This is a genomic window from Streptomyces sp. NPDC058985, assembly GCF_042740985.1.
Classification (GTDB): domain Bacteria; phylum Actinomycetota; class Actinomycetes; order Streptomycetales; family Streptomycetaceae; genus Streptomyces.
The window spans coordinates 1-13861 of sequence record NZ_JBHYJX010000036.1 but is presented as its reverse complement, the minus strand read 5'-3'; the positions used below and the strand labels follow the sequence as shown (position 1 = coordinate 13861).

The window sequence follows — 13861 nt, the reverse complement described above, 5'->3', positions numbered from 1 at the left end:
GCCGCATGAACGCGTGCTGGCTGCAACCTGTCCAGGGGCCGTTTTCCTTCGGTGGGGGTGTGGTGTGCTGACGATCAGTGAGGGGGTACTGCTGGCGGTCATCATCGTTGTACGGCTGCGCCGGCGAACTCAGGCGCGCAGCCGCAACGACGAGAAGCTGTCTGGTGCTGATCGTCATGGTGTGCGGCATCCGCGTCGCGCGACCGCGTTTGGGCAGGGTGTCCTGGACGTCGTGGGGCAGTTTGCCGCCGGCATCAACGACTCCAGCCGCTGACACTCCTGCTCCTGTGGGGTGGTGTGTGATCCGAGGTGTCGGGAGCTCGCATGCACTTCACACGTGGCGCCCGCCCGCAGGGGCGGGCGCTGCGCTGCACCGAGGCCAGCGCTCGGTTTCGGACCCACCGTCCCCTGCGGCTGCGAGTTTTTGGTCAGGAGGGGGTTGTGTCGGATGTCCTGCGGGTGCGCCAGATGCCTGCGCCAGCGAGCGCTGCGAGGAGGAGGGCGGATCCGGCGGCTACGCCGGCGATGTTGAGGTGCGGGCCGGTGTTGCTTGCCATGGTGCCGACGCCGGCGTCCATGGCGCCTTGCGGGTGGCGGGCCGGGCTCAGGTTCAGGGCGAGGTCGGTGACCTGGAGGTTGGTCGGGAACGTTCCCTTGCCGTTCGCCGCTCCGGTGAGGAGGTCGACACTGTAGAGATGGGCAGCGCCGTCGATGTGGAGGGTGGCGTAGCCGTGGTTGGAGCCGGTGTTCGGGTCGTAGTGGATGTCGAAGCCGGCGGACGGTCCTGCCTTGACGCCGAGGCCGCCGGTGGGGGCGAGGTTGCCGGCGTTGGCCGGGGACTGCAGCGAGACGCGGTCGTTGACGGTGTCGATGTCGAACAGCGTTGTAGCTGTCGCCGCGTTGAGGTCGTTGTTCGTGTAGGCCGCTCCCGTGACGCCCTTCGCGGTCGGCGTCTTGGTGGAGGGCGGTGTGGCCGGGTTGGTCAGCGTGCCGTCGACGGTCGTAGTGGTCGGGGCGGCCTGGTCGTCGATGTTGTGGCGCAGGTTCTGGCCGGTGTCGCTGATCACCCGCAGGCGGTTCGCGGCGGGGTTGAAGTCCACTCCGAAGTACTCGCCCTCAAGTTCCACCGTGAGCTGCGAGACCTTCTTCGCCTGTGCGCTGATGGTGTCGAGCGTGTAGATGCCGCCCTGGTTGCCGACGCCGTAAAGCTTGCCGTTCTGGACGCGGAAGTCGATCCCCACGAGTTTGGTGTCTTTCACCAGCCCGGAAACCTGGCCCACAGAGCGCGCGGCCGCCGGCGAGCCCGTGTGGAAGGCGACAAGCCGCTGGTCGTGGGTGAGGCCGATCGCTGACAGCCCGGCCTCTCTGTGGGCGTCACCTGCCGGGGCTTCGGTGCGCGCGGGGGTCTCGGTGGGGGCTGCTGCGGCCGCGGGTGCCATGGGCCACAGGGCCGCAACGGCAAGGACGGGGGCGAGGGTGGATATGCGCACGGGTGTCTCCTGCAGAGTGGAGGGAGGGCCGGGCCGACGCCGGCTTCACCTGGCGACACAAACACGCAGGCCACCGCGCTGCCGCTCACAGCGGCCGAACGGGTGAACCGTTGCCTGACCCGCACGGCATTGGGTGCATGCTTTGATGTCGGCTGCGAGCGCCCGGCGGGCCTGCTTCTGCTCGATGCCTGTGCTGTTCCTGCCTACGTTCCAGCAAGTCGCCGGTGTGGACGTAGAAGGGTGGGCTGTGCCCGTTCAGGCCCCGTTCCAGGAGCCACTGGGGCGGGGCCTGCCGCGCCTCGATGTCTTGCTGAGGACACGATGTAACGGGAGTCGATAGGGTCATGGTCACTATCGGTTGCGTCTCGTGATGAGACGTGGGGAGAGCGGGATGAACCCAGAGCCATCAGTCAAGGCGAATGGGTCGGGAATGTGTCTGACTGTGCAGGTCGGCGGGGATATGGACTATAAGACCGCCTCGTTCTTCCGTAACCGCCTTCTGGAAGAGACCCAGGGGCAGCGGTGTGTGGTGCTGGACTTGTCCGCGGTGTCGTTCTGCGATTCGGCCGGGCTGAATGTGCTGCTGATGGCCTGGCGGCGGGCGGACCAGGCCGGTGCTGTGTTGGCGCTGGCCTGTGTGCCGCTGGATCTACAGCGAGTGCTGGTCATGACCGGGATGGACACTGTGCTTCAGGTGTATGGAACCGTCGCCGAGGCCAAGAACGGGCTGGTGGTCGGCGGCGGGACCTGACGCTGGTTCTGCTGGACCGGGCCGCGAAGCTGAGCAATCAGCTGTGGGCCCGAGCATGCGATTCTCATGCGGCGCTGAAGTCGTGTGCGGAGCCGTCGCGCCATTCCACCATCCGCGGCTGATCGAGGATGTTGTCCGGCTGGGCGATGCCAGCGCCTTCGAGGAACACACCAGGTCGTGGTCGCTGTGCGCGATGCCGAGGAAGACGTCCTGCCCGTCGCGGGACAGAGTGACTCTCCGGTCTCCCGAAACGGAGGGCCGGTGCACGACGACGGGCGCACGGCTCACACCTCCGGGGGCCTCCGGACCGTGCTGCGGGGCGAGCGGACGTGACGGTCCGGCCGGGGGGAAGAGGTGGCTGTCCCCGGCCGGACACGGCACACGGCTGTACGCGGGTGCGGACCTGCAGCAGCCGTTCCCGCTACGGTAGATGGCCGGGGGCGTACCCGCCCGCGCAGCGAGGCGTTCAGGTGTAATCGGCCGGAGCGCGAAGGTAGCGGTCGGTCACGCCCGTTGCATGATGGGCACAAGCGGTCCGTCGGCCCTCCCGCCGGCGGGCCGCCGGAGCTCCGTCAGCGCCATAGAGTGAGCTGTCGTTTCCGCGCACGCCCACCTCGCGTTACGGCACCTGGTGATGCGTACAGCTTCCGCCCCTCGACGGGAGACGCAGCGCCCGGTACCAGGGCCCCACCACACCGCTTCATCGACGGTGTCCCGGACTCCCTGTCACGGCGGCACGCGGATCAGCGGCAGGAATCGTTGAGCATGTCATTTATGGCCAGCGTCGAACGGCGCCTCCTGCGTGGACGTCAGTCCTATGCGTTGAAGAGCACCCCGCCCAACGCGGTGATGCCATACAAGCGGACCTCACGCGTGGTCGCTGTGCGCGGAGCCAAAGACATCACGCCCGTCACGGCCTAGCGTGACCTGATGGCCGCCCCAAAGAGAGGGACGGTGCACGACCAGCACGCTCGTCACCTCCACCTGGCTCCTGACATCGGGCTTGAAGGCGAGTAGCCGTGACCAGTCCGGCCGGGTGCGGAGAGGCCTGCGTCCCCGGCCGGACACGGCACACAGCTGTACGCGGGTGCGGGCCGGCGCAAGCTGTTCCCGCCACGGTAGAGCGCGATGACGACGCTCGCTCGCGCGATGAGCGGTTCCGGTGAATCCGACGGGGAACGGCAGGGGCGTTACAGAGCCATGCGTGTGGATGATCGACACAACCGTCCCGCCGGACCTCCAGCCAGCCGAACACGGAGCCCGCGTGGAGCCAAACGAGTGAATCTCCGTGCCCTCGACCATATGGGGTTCGTTACCGCCCATGTGACGCACGCGCTTTCCGCCCCACGGAGGCGCTTGCGGGGCCCTGGTCAGCCGCGCCCGGTGCCAGGGCCCACCTCCCCGCCCCTCCCCGGCCACCTCTGAGTCCTTCCCGTGGCTGGCCTCAACACGTGGAGACAGGCGAAACCGAGCAGTGAGGCCTGACAGGTCGCCAGTCGAGCTGGTGCCAGGGAAGTGCATCGTCCGCTCTCCTACGGCCTGGCAGGACATGCGGTCCTATCCACACGCTTGGGGGCAGGGAGCCTACGCTCTCAGCGGCCGGAGTGGGTTGATGCCCGCGGCAAGCTGCTCCACGACATCCAAGACGGCCTCTCCGTACGCGGTCGGCGCGACGAGGATGCCGTGGACCAGGATGATCAGCGCTGGCGGCTTCTCATCGTTGCGGCTGCGGGCGTGAAGCCGTCGGCGCAGCCGGACGGCGATGATGAACGCCAGGAGCACCGGTACGCGGGCAGAAGGCGGCGAGCCGGTCGACGCTCGGCCGAGGCCCCGGCGGGCCGCCTCCTGTTGGTGCTCGCGGACTGGTGCTATCGCTGGTCGATGGGCAGGGCCAGGTCGGTTACCTGGTGCTTCTTCGGGAAGGCGCCCTTGTCGGTGGCCTTGCCGTTGAGCAGGTTCACCTCGTACAGGCGGTAGGCGCCGCCTGTACCGATGGCGGCGAAGCCGTGGTTCATACCGCTCGCGGGGTTGTAATAGATGTCGAACCCGGCGTTCAGGTCGGCGTCCACGCCGAGGTTGCCGGTGGGGGCGAGGGTGCCGGCGTTGGCCGGGGACTGCAGCGAGACGCGGTCGGTCATGGTGTCGAGGTCGAACAGGGTCGTCGCGGTCGCCGCGTTGAGGTCGTTGTTGGTGTACGCGGCGCCGGTGACCCCCATGGCGGTGGAGGGCGGGGTGGTGGGATTGGTGAGCGTCCCGTCGACGATGGTCGTACGCGGGGCGGCGGGGTCGTCGATGTTGTGGCGTAGGTTCTGGCCTGTGTCTGAGATGACTCGCAGCCGATTGGCGGGCGGGTTGAAGTCCACGCCGAACGCCTTGCCGGAGAGCGCGACGGTCAGCTGCGAGACCTTCCTCGCCTTCGCGTTCGTGTTGAGTGTGTAGATGCCGCCCTTGTCTCCGACGCCGTACAGCCGCTCGTTCTGTACCCGGAAGTCAATGCCGACGAGCTTCTTGTCTCCGGACAGTCCGGACACCCTGCCGAGGGACCAGGTCTTGGTCGGCTTGTCGACGTCGAACTCGACCAGGCGCTGGTCCTTGGTCAGACCGACTGCGGTGAGCCCTTTGTGCCCGGACTCGGCGGGCGCGGTGGGGGCTGCGAGTGCCGGGGCGGCGCACAGGGTGGCAAGAACGATCCCCGCGGTCGCAACCGTACATTTGCGCATCTGCTGTTTTCCCTTCAGGAGGCCTCGGGCAGGAATGCCGAAGGCTCTGCGACTGATCCGTCCCAGCACACCGGGCGGACTGCACCCAACGACGAAAAGAACCCGTCCGGCCCAGTCGGACTCCCGCGGACGGCTGTGCTTCCGGTCGCCTCGAAATTCGTAATCCGGCCTCTCGTTCGGCTGGTTGGGTTCCTTCGGGTGAGCTTCCCGCGTTGGCGCAATCCGGTTCACCGTCCGGCGCGGATAACGGTCGTCCGCCGCGCATCCTCAGGAACGGCGACGGGCCGACCTGCGAATGAAACGCACACGACAAGGAGAACGAAATGAAGACTCGCGCGATCGTGACCGCAGGGCTTCTCACTGCCGGCGGTGCCCTGGTGCTGGGCGCGGCCGGAGTGGCGTCCGCCGACAGCGGCGCCCAGGGTGCGGCTGTCGGTTCCCCGGGTGTGGCCTCGGGCAATGTGGTGCAGGTCCCGGTGCACGTGCCGGTGAATGTCTGTGGCAACACGGTCAACGTAATCGGTCTGCTCAACCCCGCCTTCGGGAACAGCTGCGCCAACATGAGCGGCCACGGCTGGGGCGTGGGCCACTGACGGATCAGGCACTCGGCGTCCGCGTCCCGGCCAGCCGCCGGGATGCGGACGCGCAAAGGTGGCACCGTAGTGAGACGAGAGCCTGCAGCCCTTTTCACGGGACGAGGAACGTCCATGACGGGGCTCCGCGTCGTCCGCGGCGGGCTGGCTCTGCTCGGCTTTCGCTCCTCGCCCCTCTTCGCGCCGGCCGCCGCGCGGGACAGATGCACAGGTTCGTCCATTTTGGTGTGTTCGTCTCATGCCCGGTCCGGACGGTGCTGTGAGCCGGTCGCGAGAGCAGGGGCAGGGGAGGGCGTCACTCCCGGTCGCTCAGCGCCATCGCCACACCTGAGACGGTTCCTCCACGCGCGGCTGCCCCAAGGCCAATCCGGCGCCCATGTTGGCTCCGGATAAGTGTTACCAGCCGACCTCGGTGGCCGGAGTCGGTCACCGTTCCCAATCGTCCACCCTCGCAGGTGGGCCGAGGAAGGAATTCATCGCATGAGGAACCGACGTGTCGCACGGATAGCCGCACTGACCGCTCTGCCCGCGGCCGTGGCTCTGTCCGCCGCCGCTCCCGCGCTCGCCGCCGACAGCCAGGCGTACCAGATCAACCTTGAGCAGCTGAACGGCTCCGGATCAAGTGGAACCGCCCTGGTCAGCCTGGAGGGCACACAGCTCACCGTGAAGATCCAGGCCAAGGGCCTGACACCGGGAGCGCCGCACGCCCAGCACATCCACGGTTCTACCAAGGGCGTGGACTTCCACTGTCCCGACGCGAGCGCCGACAAGAACGGCGACGACATCGTCTCGACAGTGGAGGGGCTGCCCTCCTACGGCGACATCAACATCTCGCTGACCACCAGTGGGGACACCAGCAAGGACAGTGGCCTCGCGGTCGACCGGATGCCCACCGCGGACAAGGACGGCAACCTCTCCTACGAGCGCACCATCAGCGTCTCGCAGGCCGTCGCCGACCACTTCAAGGACCTGCACATCGTCCAGCACGGCATCGACGTGAACGACAACGGGAAGTACGACGCGGACGCCGGCAAGAGCGAACTCGACCCGAAGCTCCCCTTGGAGGCCACCGCCCCCGCGAGCTGCGGCATGGTGCGCGGAGCGTCCATCGGCGAGATGCCCGAGGGCGGAGTCGAGACCGGCACCGCGGCGACCGGCGGCGAGGACTCGACGCAGATCATGGCCCTCGGCGGAGCCGGTCTGATGGCGGCCGCGGTGGGAGCGGTGGTCGTGTGGCGCCGTGCCGGTGAGCGCTGACCGGGTGCCTTCATGAGCCACGGGCATTCCCGGCGGAGCCTGTTGCTCGTCGCCGTTGCGGCGGTTGCGGTGCTCTCCTGCGTGCTCCTGGCCTTGGGCCTATGGCGCGCAGGCGACGAGTCACGTACAGCACCTCAGGCCCCGTCGGTGACCGAGTCCGCAGGGCCGGAGGCGCCTGCTGTCATCGGAACGGGACGGCCGACCGGGGCTCCCTCCACGGGAGGGAGCCCCGGCGCCGATCCGACGGCCGCTTCCCTCGACCGCTCCGCCCCCACCGAAGTGCACATCCCCGCGATCGGTGTCTCCTCCACGCTGGAAGATCTCGGTCTCGACCGTGGCGGCGTGATGGAGACCCCCCGCAACCCCGGCCTCGCCGGCTGGTACACGCCGGGACCCACGCCGGGTCAGCAGGGTCCCGCCGTCATCGCCGGCCACGTCACCTGGAACGGTGACCGATCCATCTTCTACCGCCTCGCCGAACTCTCGGCCGGCGACACCGTCACCGTGGACCGTGAGGACGGACGTACGGTGACCTTCACCGTGGACCGCGTCGAGCAGTACCCGAAGAACGAGTTCCCCACCGTCGACGTCTACCGCAACCTCGATCACGCCGGCCTACGACTCATCACCTGCGCCGGTGACTACTCCGCCGACGGTCGTTACGCCGACAACATCGTCGTCTACGCCACCCTCACCCACGCTCAGTAGCCCCCGAGTCCGCCCATCGTGGCATCCGTCGACCGCGTCGAACGGCTCGTACTTGGCCGCATTCGACACCATTCAGAGGTGCGCAGGGCCGTTGGTCGAAGAATTGGCACAGTGAGGGACCTGACAAAAATTCATCAGCAGACGCCATGGATGAAAGGACGCACGGCTCATGCCCAAGAGGATGGACGAGCCCTGCCGGCAACCAATACAGCGTCCCGAAGCTCTCAGCACCGAAGGCCGTGTGCCCCGCAGGTAGACGATGCCGTGCCTTGGTGGTCCCATCCCTACTCGTGGGCGACACCCTGTGAGGGGAACCGCACCGCGGCGCCCGTCAGAATGGGAGGGGCCGGTGTCAGTTGCCGCGGCACGCCGCGCGTCCGCCGGTGCCGGGGTGCGGCGTCGCACTGTGGGGTACGGCGCAGGCTGTTCCTGGAGGGCAGCACCATCGTGGCGAGTGATGGCGCCGTGATGTGCCAGAACGCCCGCACCGGTTCTGACAGAGCGTGGACCAGCGCGGCTCGAGCTACCACCGGTTCGGCGATCACCACGACCTCAGCCGTGAAGGGCGGCAAGTCATTGAGCCAGTCCGAGACCCGTCGGCAGAGCTGGCGTACGGACTCGCCTCCATGGGGGGTGGCGTCCGGGTCCGTCAGGAACTCGGAGAGCCCGCAGGGTTCCGTGGCGGCGACTTCGGCAGTCGTGCGGCCTCGCCACGCGCCGTAGTCGAGGTCGCACAGCGCGGGCTCGGCCTTGGCCCCGATGCCGAGTACGCGAGCGGCCCATGCGCAGCGGGCAGTGGGTGCCCGGAACACCATCGAGTATCCGGCCAGGGCAGGGACGAGAGCGCTCGGTGCGGGCGGCGCGACCTCGCCGACAGCACCATCACCGAAGACCGTCCTGCTCGCTTCGTCTCTGGAGATCGGCTGGAGAATTGTCAGGCAGATCATGGCAGCGGTCTCCCATCTGTCTGGCCGCGGGCGGTGCGGAGGAACGACCCGCTGGCTCCAGCGTCCGGCATGGGCGCGCTCTGTCCCATCTGGCACATGTCTGAGGTCTCCCCGCCGACCGGATGGAACAGCGCCGCCACCTGGCGGCTGTCGGTGTCTGCGCCGGGAAGCGAACCCGGTGGTGGGTACTCACTGAGTCAGTGGGCTCGATGGTGAGTGGAGAAGAGAACGCATGATCCGCGTGATGGTGGTCGACGACGAGGCGCTGATCCGTTCAGGCTTTCAGCACATCCTGGAGGCGGCCGGTGACATCGAGGTGGTGGCGGCCGTTCCCGGCGGGCAAGCGGTCCGGACGGCGCAGGAGCGACGCCCCGCCGTTGTTCTGCTGGACATCAGAATGCCCGACATGGATGGTCTCGCGGTGCTGGCCGAACTGCGCCGGCTCCCGCAGGCCCCGGTCGTGGCCATGCTCACGACGTTCGGCATGGACGACTACGTCGCAGCGGCACTCCACTCGGGTGCGTCCGGCTTCCTACTGAAGGACACCGACCCGGAGCGACTTCCCTCCCTGGTAAGAACGCTGGCAGAAGGCGGCACTGTCTTGTCCTCGGAGGTCACTCGCACCGTTGTGGACGGCTTCCTGAACGCGGGCCCCCGCCAGGACGCCGCCCGCCGCCTCCAACGGCTCACCGATCGCGAACGTGCCGTGCTCGCCGCAGCCGCCGAGGGCCTGACCAACGCCGACATCGCTACACGCATGCACCTGAGTACCGGAACAGTCAAAGACCATGTGAGCGCAATCCTTGCCAAACTGGAGGTCAGCAGTCGCGTCCAGGCCGCCCTGCTTGCGGAGCGCGCCGGGTTTCTCAGGCCAGCACGGGGCAAGGAGGAGCCATGAGCCGGCCGCCTGCCCCGCTGCTGGACGCCATCCTCGTCGCAGCGGCATTGCTTGATGTCTGGGTCCATGCCGACACCTCCGAGCCACTGCGCCTGGCCAGCGCCCTCTTGGCCGCCTGCGCCCTTGTCATGCGACGGCGCCTGCCCAGGGTCACGTTCCTGCTCACTCTTCCTGCCGTTCTTCTGTCCGACGCGGTCTTCGCCGCGCTGGCCGCGCTGTACACGCTTGCCTCCCTTACGCGGGATCGCGCTCTGTTGGTAGTCTGTGCCGCGGTGTTCACTCTCGGTAACCTGGTTGCTCTGCCATCGCCAGGATTCGACTTCTCGGCTCCGTCGATCTTCATCGCTCTCGGATACACCGCGGCGACGGCGGCCGCGCCGGTGTTTCTCGGCCAGCTCGTGCAGGCCCGGCGTGATTTGTCCTCACGCCTGGCGGAGATCTCCCGAGCACGCGAGTACGAGCGACAGCTGACCGCCCAGACAGTGCTGGCCAGGGAGCGCACCACACTCGCTCGCGAGATGCATGATGTCGTCGCTCACCAGGTCAGTCTCATCGCTGTGAGAGCCGGCGCACTCCAGGTGGGAAGCCGCGACGACGACGCAAGACACGCCGCTGCCACGATCCGGCAGCTGAGCGTGCAGACGCTCGAAGAACTGCGGCACATGGTCAGCGTCCTGCGTACCTCGGGCGGCAGCCCGGTGGAACTGATTCCGCAGCCCTCTCTTGGTGATCTTCAGCGGCTGATCGATGACAGCGGTATCGAAACCGAACTGCAGATCAGTCTGCCGGGCAGCGTCCCCCCGCCGGTCCAGCGCGCCATCTACCGCACCGTTCAGGAGGCGCTGACGAATGTACGCAAGCACGCGCCGGGCGCCCGGGCAACCGTACTAATCCGCCACGAGAACACGACCGTCCGTGTCATGGTCACCAATGGGCCACCAACGCGCGCTGCACTGTCCCTGCCGGGCGCCAATTACGGTTTGGTCGGTCTGCGTCAGCGTGCGGGGCTACTGGGTGGCACCGTCAGGTACGGCCCCACGGAGAATGGGGGTTTTGAGCTGTCGTTGGAACTGCCTGTTACCGGCAGACGGTGAGAAAGGCCTATTGGCTCTCCACGGCCACGGCCACGGCCACGGCCACGGGGCTTGGGCAGCCTGGCCGTCGTGCCGGACCTACCCGAGCCACCCGGGCTACCCCGCCCGCATCCTTGCTGTCTTCTACGACGCCACAAGCCCTTCCGGGCCAATGATGTCTGCAAAGCTTTCGACCACGAACTGCTGCCAAAGAACATTGAGGTCAGCCGCGCCAAGGTGAAACGCCTGGTCAAGCCCGACATCCTTGCCGAGGTCCAAGCTGGCCGTGTCACCGGGAAGCAGCAAGCGGCCGGGCACCAGGACCAGCAGCCGTGACCACGACCGATCGGCCCCCCCCGGATAGGCGCCGCTCTTGCTATCAGGTCCACTCAGCAGGCGCAGCCGCGTCTGGACGTGGTCGATCATGCTCTTCCCCGTGCCTGTCGGCCGCAGGTCAATGGCAGGGGCCGGACGCTTCAACCGCGCCCTGCTGGACGTGTGGGCCTACGCCCACCTTTACCGATCACAGTAGGAACCCCCGCCAGCCGCGTCCCCAACCTCGCAGGGAAATACAGCCAGGGTTGTTTGTCAGCCTGATTGAGGAGAGGGCAACGGGGACCCGGAATCGTTCCCGGAACCGGACGCTGGCCCCGTTCGCTCCACGCACGCGCTGGGCGGGAGGGCTGGTGTTGGCCGGGTGGGCCACCAGATGCGTGGGCCGGCGCTGATGACCAGGGAGGGTACGACGAAGAGCCGGACGAGCAGGGTCTCCAGAAGGACGCCGACGGACACGATGACCCCGATCTGAGCGAGGTAACGCAGAGGCATCACGGTCAAAGAGGCGAAGGTCGCGGCGAGTACGGCACCGGCTGAGCTGATCACACCGCCGGTGGCCCGCAGACCGCGAAGTGTTCCGACCCGGTGGCCTGCCGTCCCCAGCACCTCCTCCCGCACGCGGTGCATCAGGAAGATGTTGTAGTCGACACCGAGTGCGATCAGGAAGACGAAGGAGAACAGAACCAGCGAGGGCTCAGTCGCCGCAGACCCGTACAGCATGCGGAAGACCAAGGCCGACAGGCCCAGCGATGCCAGGAAATTGAGGACGGCGACAGCGACGAGAACCAGAGGAAGCACCAGGCTGCGCAGGAGCAGAAGGAGGAGCAGACTGGTCACCAGAAGGACAGCCGGAATAACCCGAGCGGTGTCAGTCTCGGTTGCCGTCTGGACGTCATACAGCTGAGCTGGAACTCCGCCGACTTCAGCGGTTCCGGACGCCGGGGGAGGGACGGAGAGGCGCAGGCGCTCGACGGTCTGCTGGGCGCGGGCGCTGTCGGCTGCGCTGTCCAAGGTGGCCAAGAGCACACTGCGTCCGGTCGGCGCAGTGCCGGGGGGTGCCTCGCTGACCTGTACGACTCCTTCAGTGGCAGTAGCCGTATGTCTGACCTGATCTTTGTTGTCCTGGTCGGTCAGGATCGCGGCAGGGGTTCCAGTCCCGCCGGGGAAATGCCTTTCCAGAGCTGCCTGTCCTTGCGAGGATGCGGAACCTGCTGTCACCGCCTGCCGGAGTGGCAGACCGTGAGGCGAGAGCGTGAGCGCCAGCGCCGCGCAGGACGCCAAGAGCCCCAGTCCCACCAAACCCGTCACACGCCCGTGACGGGCCACCACGCGCACGGGCGCCAGCCGAGTCCGAACTGTATTCAGGGCCCTTAGCCGTAGCCGCGGCCGTGAGTGAGGTGTCCGGTGCTGGACCAGGAGTGTGGCGGCCGGGACGAACGTGAGGGCAGCAAGGGCGCAGCAGCCCATCGCTACCGCACCGGCCGGAGCGAGGACGCGGTGACCGGGCAGAGTGCAGAGCAACAGCGTGACCAACGCACACCCCACCGAGGCGGCGCTGGCTGTGACAGGAGCCCAGGATGCAGTCCACGCCGCACACATGGCCGACACACGCCCGTCCGCCCGCCGCGACTCCTCCTGGAAGCGGGCCCACAGCAGCAGGCCGTAGTCCGTGGTGGCGCCGACCACTAGGACTGACAAGATCCCCCGGGCCTGCTCGTCCACCATCAGTCCGGTCCGCGCACTGATCCACGCGAGAACGGAGCCGCTCAACAGCAGAGCCAGCACGGCACTCGTCATGACGATCAAGGGCATCACCATGCTGCGGTACACGAACACCAAAATGACCATCACCACACCGAACGTGGCAAGCAGGAGACGCAGGTCAAGACCATCGAACGAATCGTCTAGATCAGCCTGCGCCACGGCCGGTCCCGCCAGCGCCACCTGGGTGCCCTCCAACTGCCGCGCCGCACGCAACACGGCGTCAAGACCACCCTGCCTCCCACTCAGAGCACGGTCCGGCGAAAGCGCCACCACGCCTGCCAGCGCCTGCCCGTCCTTCGCAACAGTGACCGCCTCCACCCGGGCCACTGCGGAGGGCAGCGTGGCAAGGCTGTGTTCGGCCCGTTGGCGGTCCAGAGAGCTGAAGCGGGGCGTCGGCACAGCACGCTGTCCGGCCTTCTCCCATACGACGACCGCGGGCACCCCTCCCCAGGCCCCCGCAGTCCGCAACTGCGCGGCGACCCTGCTGGACTCCATGCCAGGGTGCACGACCTGAACACTGTCCCGCGTCGGTTCCGGCCCGTCGGCGATCCGGACGATCGACACGACACCGGTCACCACCCAGCACGCGATCACCACGGCAGGCAACAGGGCACTCATCGGCAGTCGCAGCAGACGTAGCACCGTGCAGATACCCCAATACGCTTAGGAAAGTACTCAGCGGGCATAGGGAGGATCCGGCAGACAGAAGAACCAGCCGGGTTCGACGAGTTCGGTGAGAAGCCGCCAGCTCGGGCAGAGACCACGTGCAAGATCTCGGTCGGTCGAGAGCGGTCAGCCTCCCCCTCTACGGCTCTGGCGTGCCATAAGTGACGGCTGGGACGGGTGAGGCGCGTGGCATGCAGAGGACCACATTGATGGTTGTGCCCGTTCGTTGGTGCATGGCTCTCTTCCCTGTTCGGGAGCTCGGACATGATCGCCGAGACTCCGAGTGGAATACGCGGCCCCGCCAGGCGGGGATGGGTGTCAGTCGCGCACGCAACCCCAATGGCCCAAACGTCAGCATGTGGTGGCTGATCTGCTCGTCCCCTTGCGCGGCTATGAGTCCGGACAGGGGAGTGGCTCGGTCACACCGGCACCGAAGGGCGGAAGATCGCGGGTCGGACGGCGCACACGGCGGACGTCAGCGTTTCGTCATGGGTCGTGACCGCTTTCGGGGCCTTCTGCTGCCTACGGTCGGGACATGCGAGTCCTCGCCACACGGCTTCCCTCCTCCCCGGGCTTCTGGCGCAGCCCCCTGCGCGGCCCCCGGTTCACGTCCGTGCTCGGCATCGTGCTGCTCGTCGGCATCACCGTGCTGTTCGTG

The 13861-nt window shown here is 67.5% G+C and carries 12 protein-coding genes and 2 pseudogenes; 7 read left to right on the top strand and 7 right to left on the bottom strand.

The features are described from left to right. Positions 1-64: 64 nt before the first annotated feature. Entirely contained in the window at positions 65-274 is a 210-nt protein-coding gene (locus ACFW01_RS26975) for a hypothetical protein (protein ID WP_384507441.1), read from the top strand. Between the two features lie 328 nt (positions 275-602). Here ACFW01_RS26975 and ACFW01_RS26970 read toward each other — a convergent pair. Beyond that, a pseudogene (locus ACFW01_RS26970) lies at positions 603-1439 on the bottom strand (DUF4394 domain-containing protein); the annotation flags it as partial. 96 nt (positions 1440-1535) lie between these two features. Beyond that, a pseudogene (locus ACFW01_RS26965) lies at positions 1536-1700 on the bottom strand (hypothetical protein); the annotation flags it as partial. A gap of 160 nt (positions 1701-1860) precedes the next feature. Here ACFW01_RS26965 and ACFW01_RS26960 point away from each other — a divergent pair. Beyond that, positions 1861-2241 (top strand): STAS domain-containing protein, encoded by a 381-nt coding sequence (locus tag ACFW01_RS26960; RefSeq protein WP_384507438.1) that lies wholly within the window; start codon positions 1861-1863, stop codon positions 2239-2241. A gap of 1584 nt (positions 2242-3825) precedes the next feature. Here ACFW01_RS26960 and ACFW01_RS26955 read toward each other — a convergent pair. Next, positions 3826-4023: a hypothetical protein gene (locus ACFW01_RS26955; protein WP_384507435.1), complete on the bottom strand. Its 198-nt coding sequence runs from the start codon at positions 4021-4023 to the stop codon at positions 3826-3828. Between the two features lie 86 nt (positions 4024-4109). After that, positions 4110-4961 carry a DUF4394 domain-containing protein gene (locus ACFW01_RS26950; RefSeq protein WP_384507432.1) on the bottom strand — a complete coding sequence of 284 codons (852 nt, stop codon included), beginning with the start codon at positions 4959-4961 and terminating at the stop codon, positions 4110-4112. Between the two features lie 323 nt (positions 4962-5284). On the opposite strand from ACFW01_RS26950, the gene ACFW01_RS26945 reads away from it, so the two are divergent. From ACFW01_RS26945 to ACFW01_RS26935, 3 genes are all read left to right on the top strand, one after another. Further along, positions 5285-5554: a chaplin gene (locus ACFW01_RS26945; RefSeq protein WP_384507429.1), complete on the top strand. Its 270-nt coding sequence runs from the start codon at positions 5285-5287 to the stop codon at positions 5552-5554. 480 nt (positions 5555-6034) lie between these two features. Beyond that, positions 6035-6811: a hypothetical protein gene (locus ACFW01_RS26940; protein ID WP_384507426.1), complete on the top strand. Its 777-nt coding sequence runs from the start codon at positions 6035-6037 to the stop codon at positions 6809-6811. Positions 6812-6958: 147 nt separating this feature from the next. Beyond that, a complete protein-coding gene (locus tag ACFW01_RS26935) occupies positions 6959-7519 on the top strand; it encodes a class F sortase (protein ID WP_384507423.1) in 561 nt (186 codons plus the stop codon). Positions 7520-7803: 284 nt separating this feature from the next. Here the strand turns inward: ACFW01_RS26935 and ACFW01_RS26930 are convergent, their stop codons facing one another. Then, on the bottom strand, positions 7804-8466 hold the full coding sequence (locus ACFW01_RS26930; RefSeq protein WP_384507420.1) for a histidine phosphatase family protein: 663 nt from the start codon (positions 8464-8466) through the stop codon (positions 7804-7806). Positions 8467-8698: 232 nt separating this feature from the next. Here ACFW01_RS26930 and ACFW01_RS26925 point away from each other — a divergent pair, with 232 nt between their 5' ends. Both ACFW01_RS26925 and ACFW01_RS26920 read left to right on the top strand, forming a co-directional pair. Next, positions 8699-9364: a response regulator gene (locus tag ACFW01_RS26925; RefSeq protein WP_384507417.1), complete on the top strand. Its 666-nt coding sequence runs from the start codon at positions 8699-8701 to the stop codon at positions 9362-9364. Continuing rightward, positions 9361-10458, top strand: coding sequence for a sensor histidine kinase (locus tag ACFW01_RS26920; RefSeq protein ID WP_384507414.1), 1098 nt, complete (start codon positions 9361-9363; stop codon positions 10456-10458). Before ACFW01_RS26925 ends, ACFW01_RS26920 begins: the two co-directional genes overlap by 4 nt. A 123-nt stretch (positions 10459-10581) precedes the next feature. On the opposite strand, the gene ACFW01_RS26915 is transcribed toward ACFW01_RS26920, so the two are convergent. Together ACFW01_RS26915 and ACFW01_RS26910 are read right to left on the bottom strand one after the other, a co-directional pair. Next, the gene (locus ACFW01_RS26915) at positions 10582-10863 is read right to left on the bottom strand and encodes a hypothetical protein (RefSeq protein WP_384507411.1); all 282 of its coding nucleotides are present in this window, start codon (positions 10861-10863) and stop codon (positions 10582-10584) included. A gap of 162 nt (positions 10864-11025) precedes the next feature. After that, positions 11026-13155, bottom strand: coding sequence for an MMPL family transporter (locus tag ACFW01_RS26910; RefSeq protein ID WP_384507408.1), 2130 nt, complete (start codon positions 13153-13155; stop codon positions 11026-11028). Between the last annotated feature and the right edge of the window lie 706 nt (positions 13156-13861).

Excerpts from the sequence above, each read along its gene's own strand:
- ACFW01_RS26960 (WP_384507438.1), top strand. The coding sequence starts at position 1,861 with ATGAGACGTGGGGAGAGCGGGATGAACCCAGAGCCATCAGTCAAGGCG.
- ACFW01_RS26950 (WP_384507432.1), bottom strand. The coding sequence starts at position 4,961 with ATGCGCAAATGTACGGTTGCGACCGCGGGGATCGTTCTTGCCACCCTG.
- ACFW01_RS26945 (WP_384507429.1), top strand. The coding sequence starts at position 5,285 with ATGAAGACTCGCGCGATCGTGACCGCAGGGCTTCTCACTGCCGGCGGT.
- ACFW01_RS26940 (WP_384507426.1), top strand. The coding sequence starts at position 6,035 with ATGAGGAACCGACGTGTCGCACGGATAGCCGCACTGACCGCTCTGCCC.
- ACFW01_RS26930 (WP_384507420.1), bottom strand. The coding sequence starts at position 8,466 with ATGATCTGCCTGACAATTCTCCAGCCGATCTCCAGAGACGAAGCGAGC.
- ACFW01_RS26925 (WP_384507417.1), top strand. The coding sequence starts at position 8,699 with ATGATCCGCGTGATGGTGGTCGACGACGAGGCGCTGATCCGTTCAGGC.
- ACFW01_RS26920 (WP_384507414.1), top strand. The coding sequence starts at position 9,361 with ATGAGCCGGCCGCCTGCCCCGCTGCTGGACGCCATCCTCGTCGCAGCG.
- ACFW01_RS26915 (WP_384507411.1), bottom strand. The coding sequence starts at position 10,863 with ATGATCGACCACGTCCAGACGCGGCTGCGCCTGCTGAGTGGACCTGAT.
- ACFW01_RS26910 (WP_384507408.1), bottom strand. The coding sequence starts at position 13,155 with ATGAGTGCCCTGTTGCCTGCCGTGGTGATCGCGTGCTGGGTGGTGACC.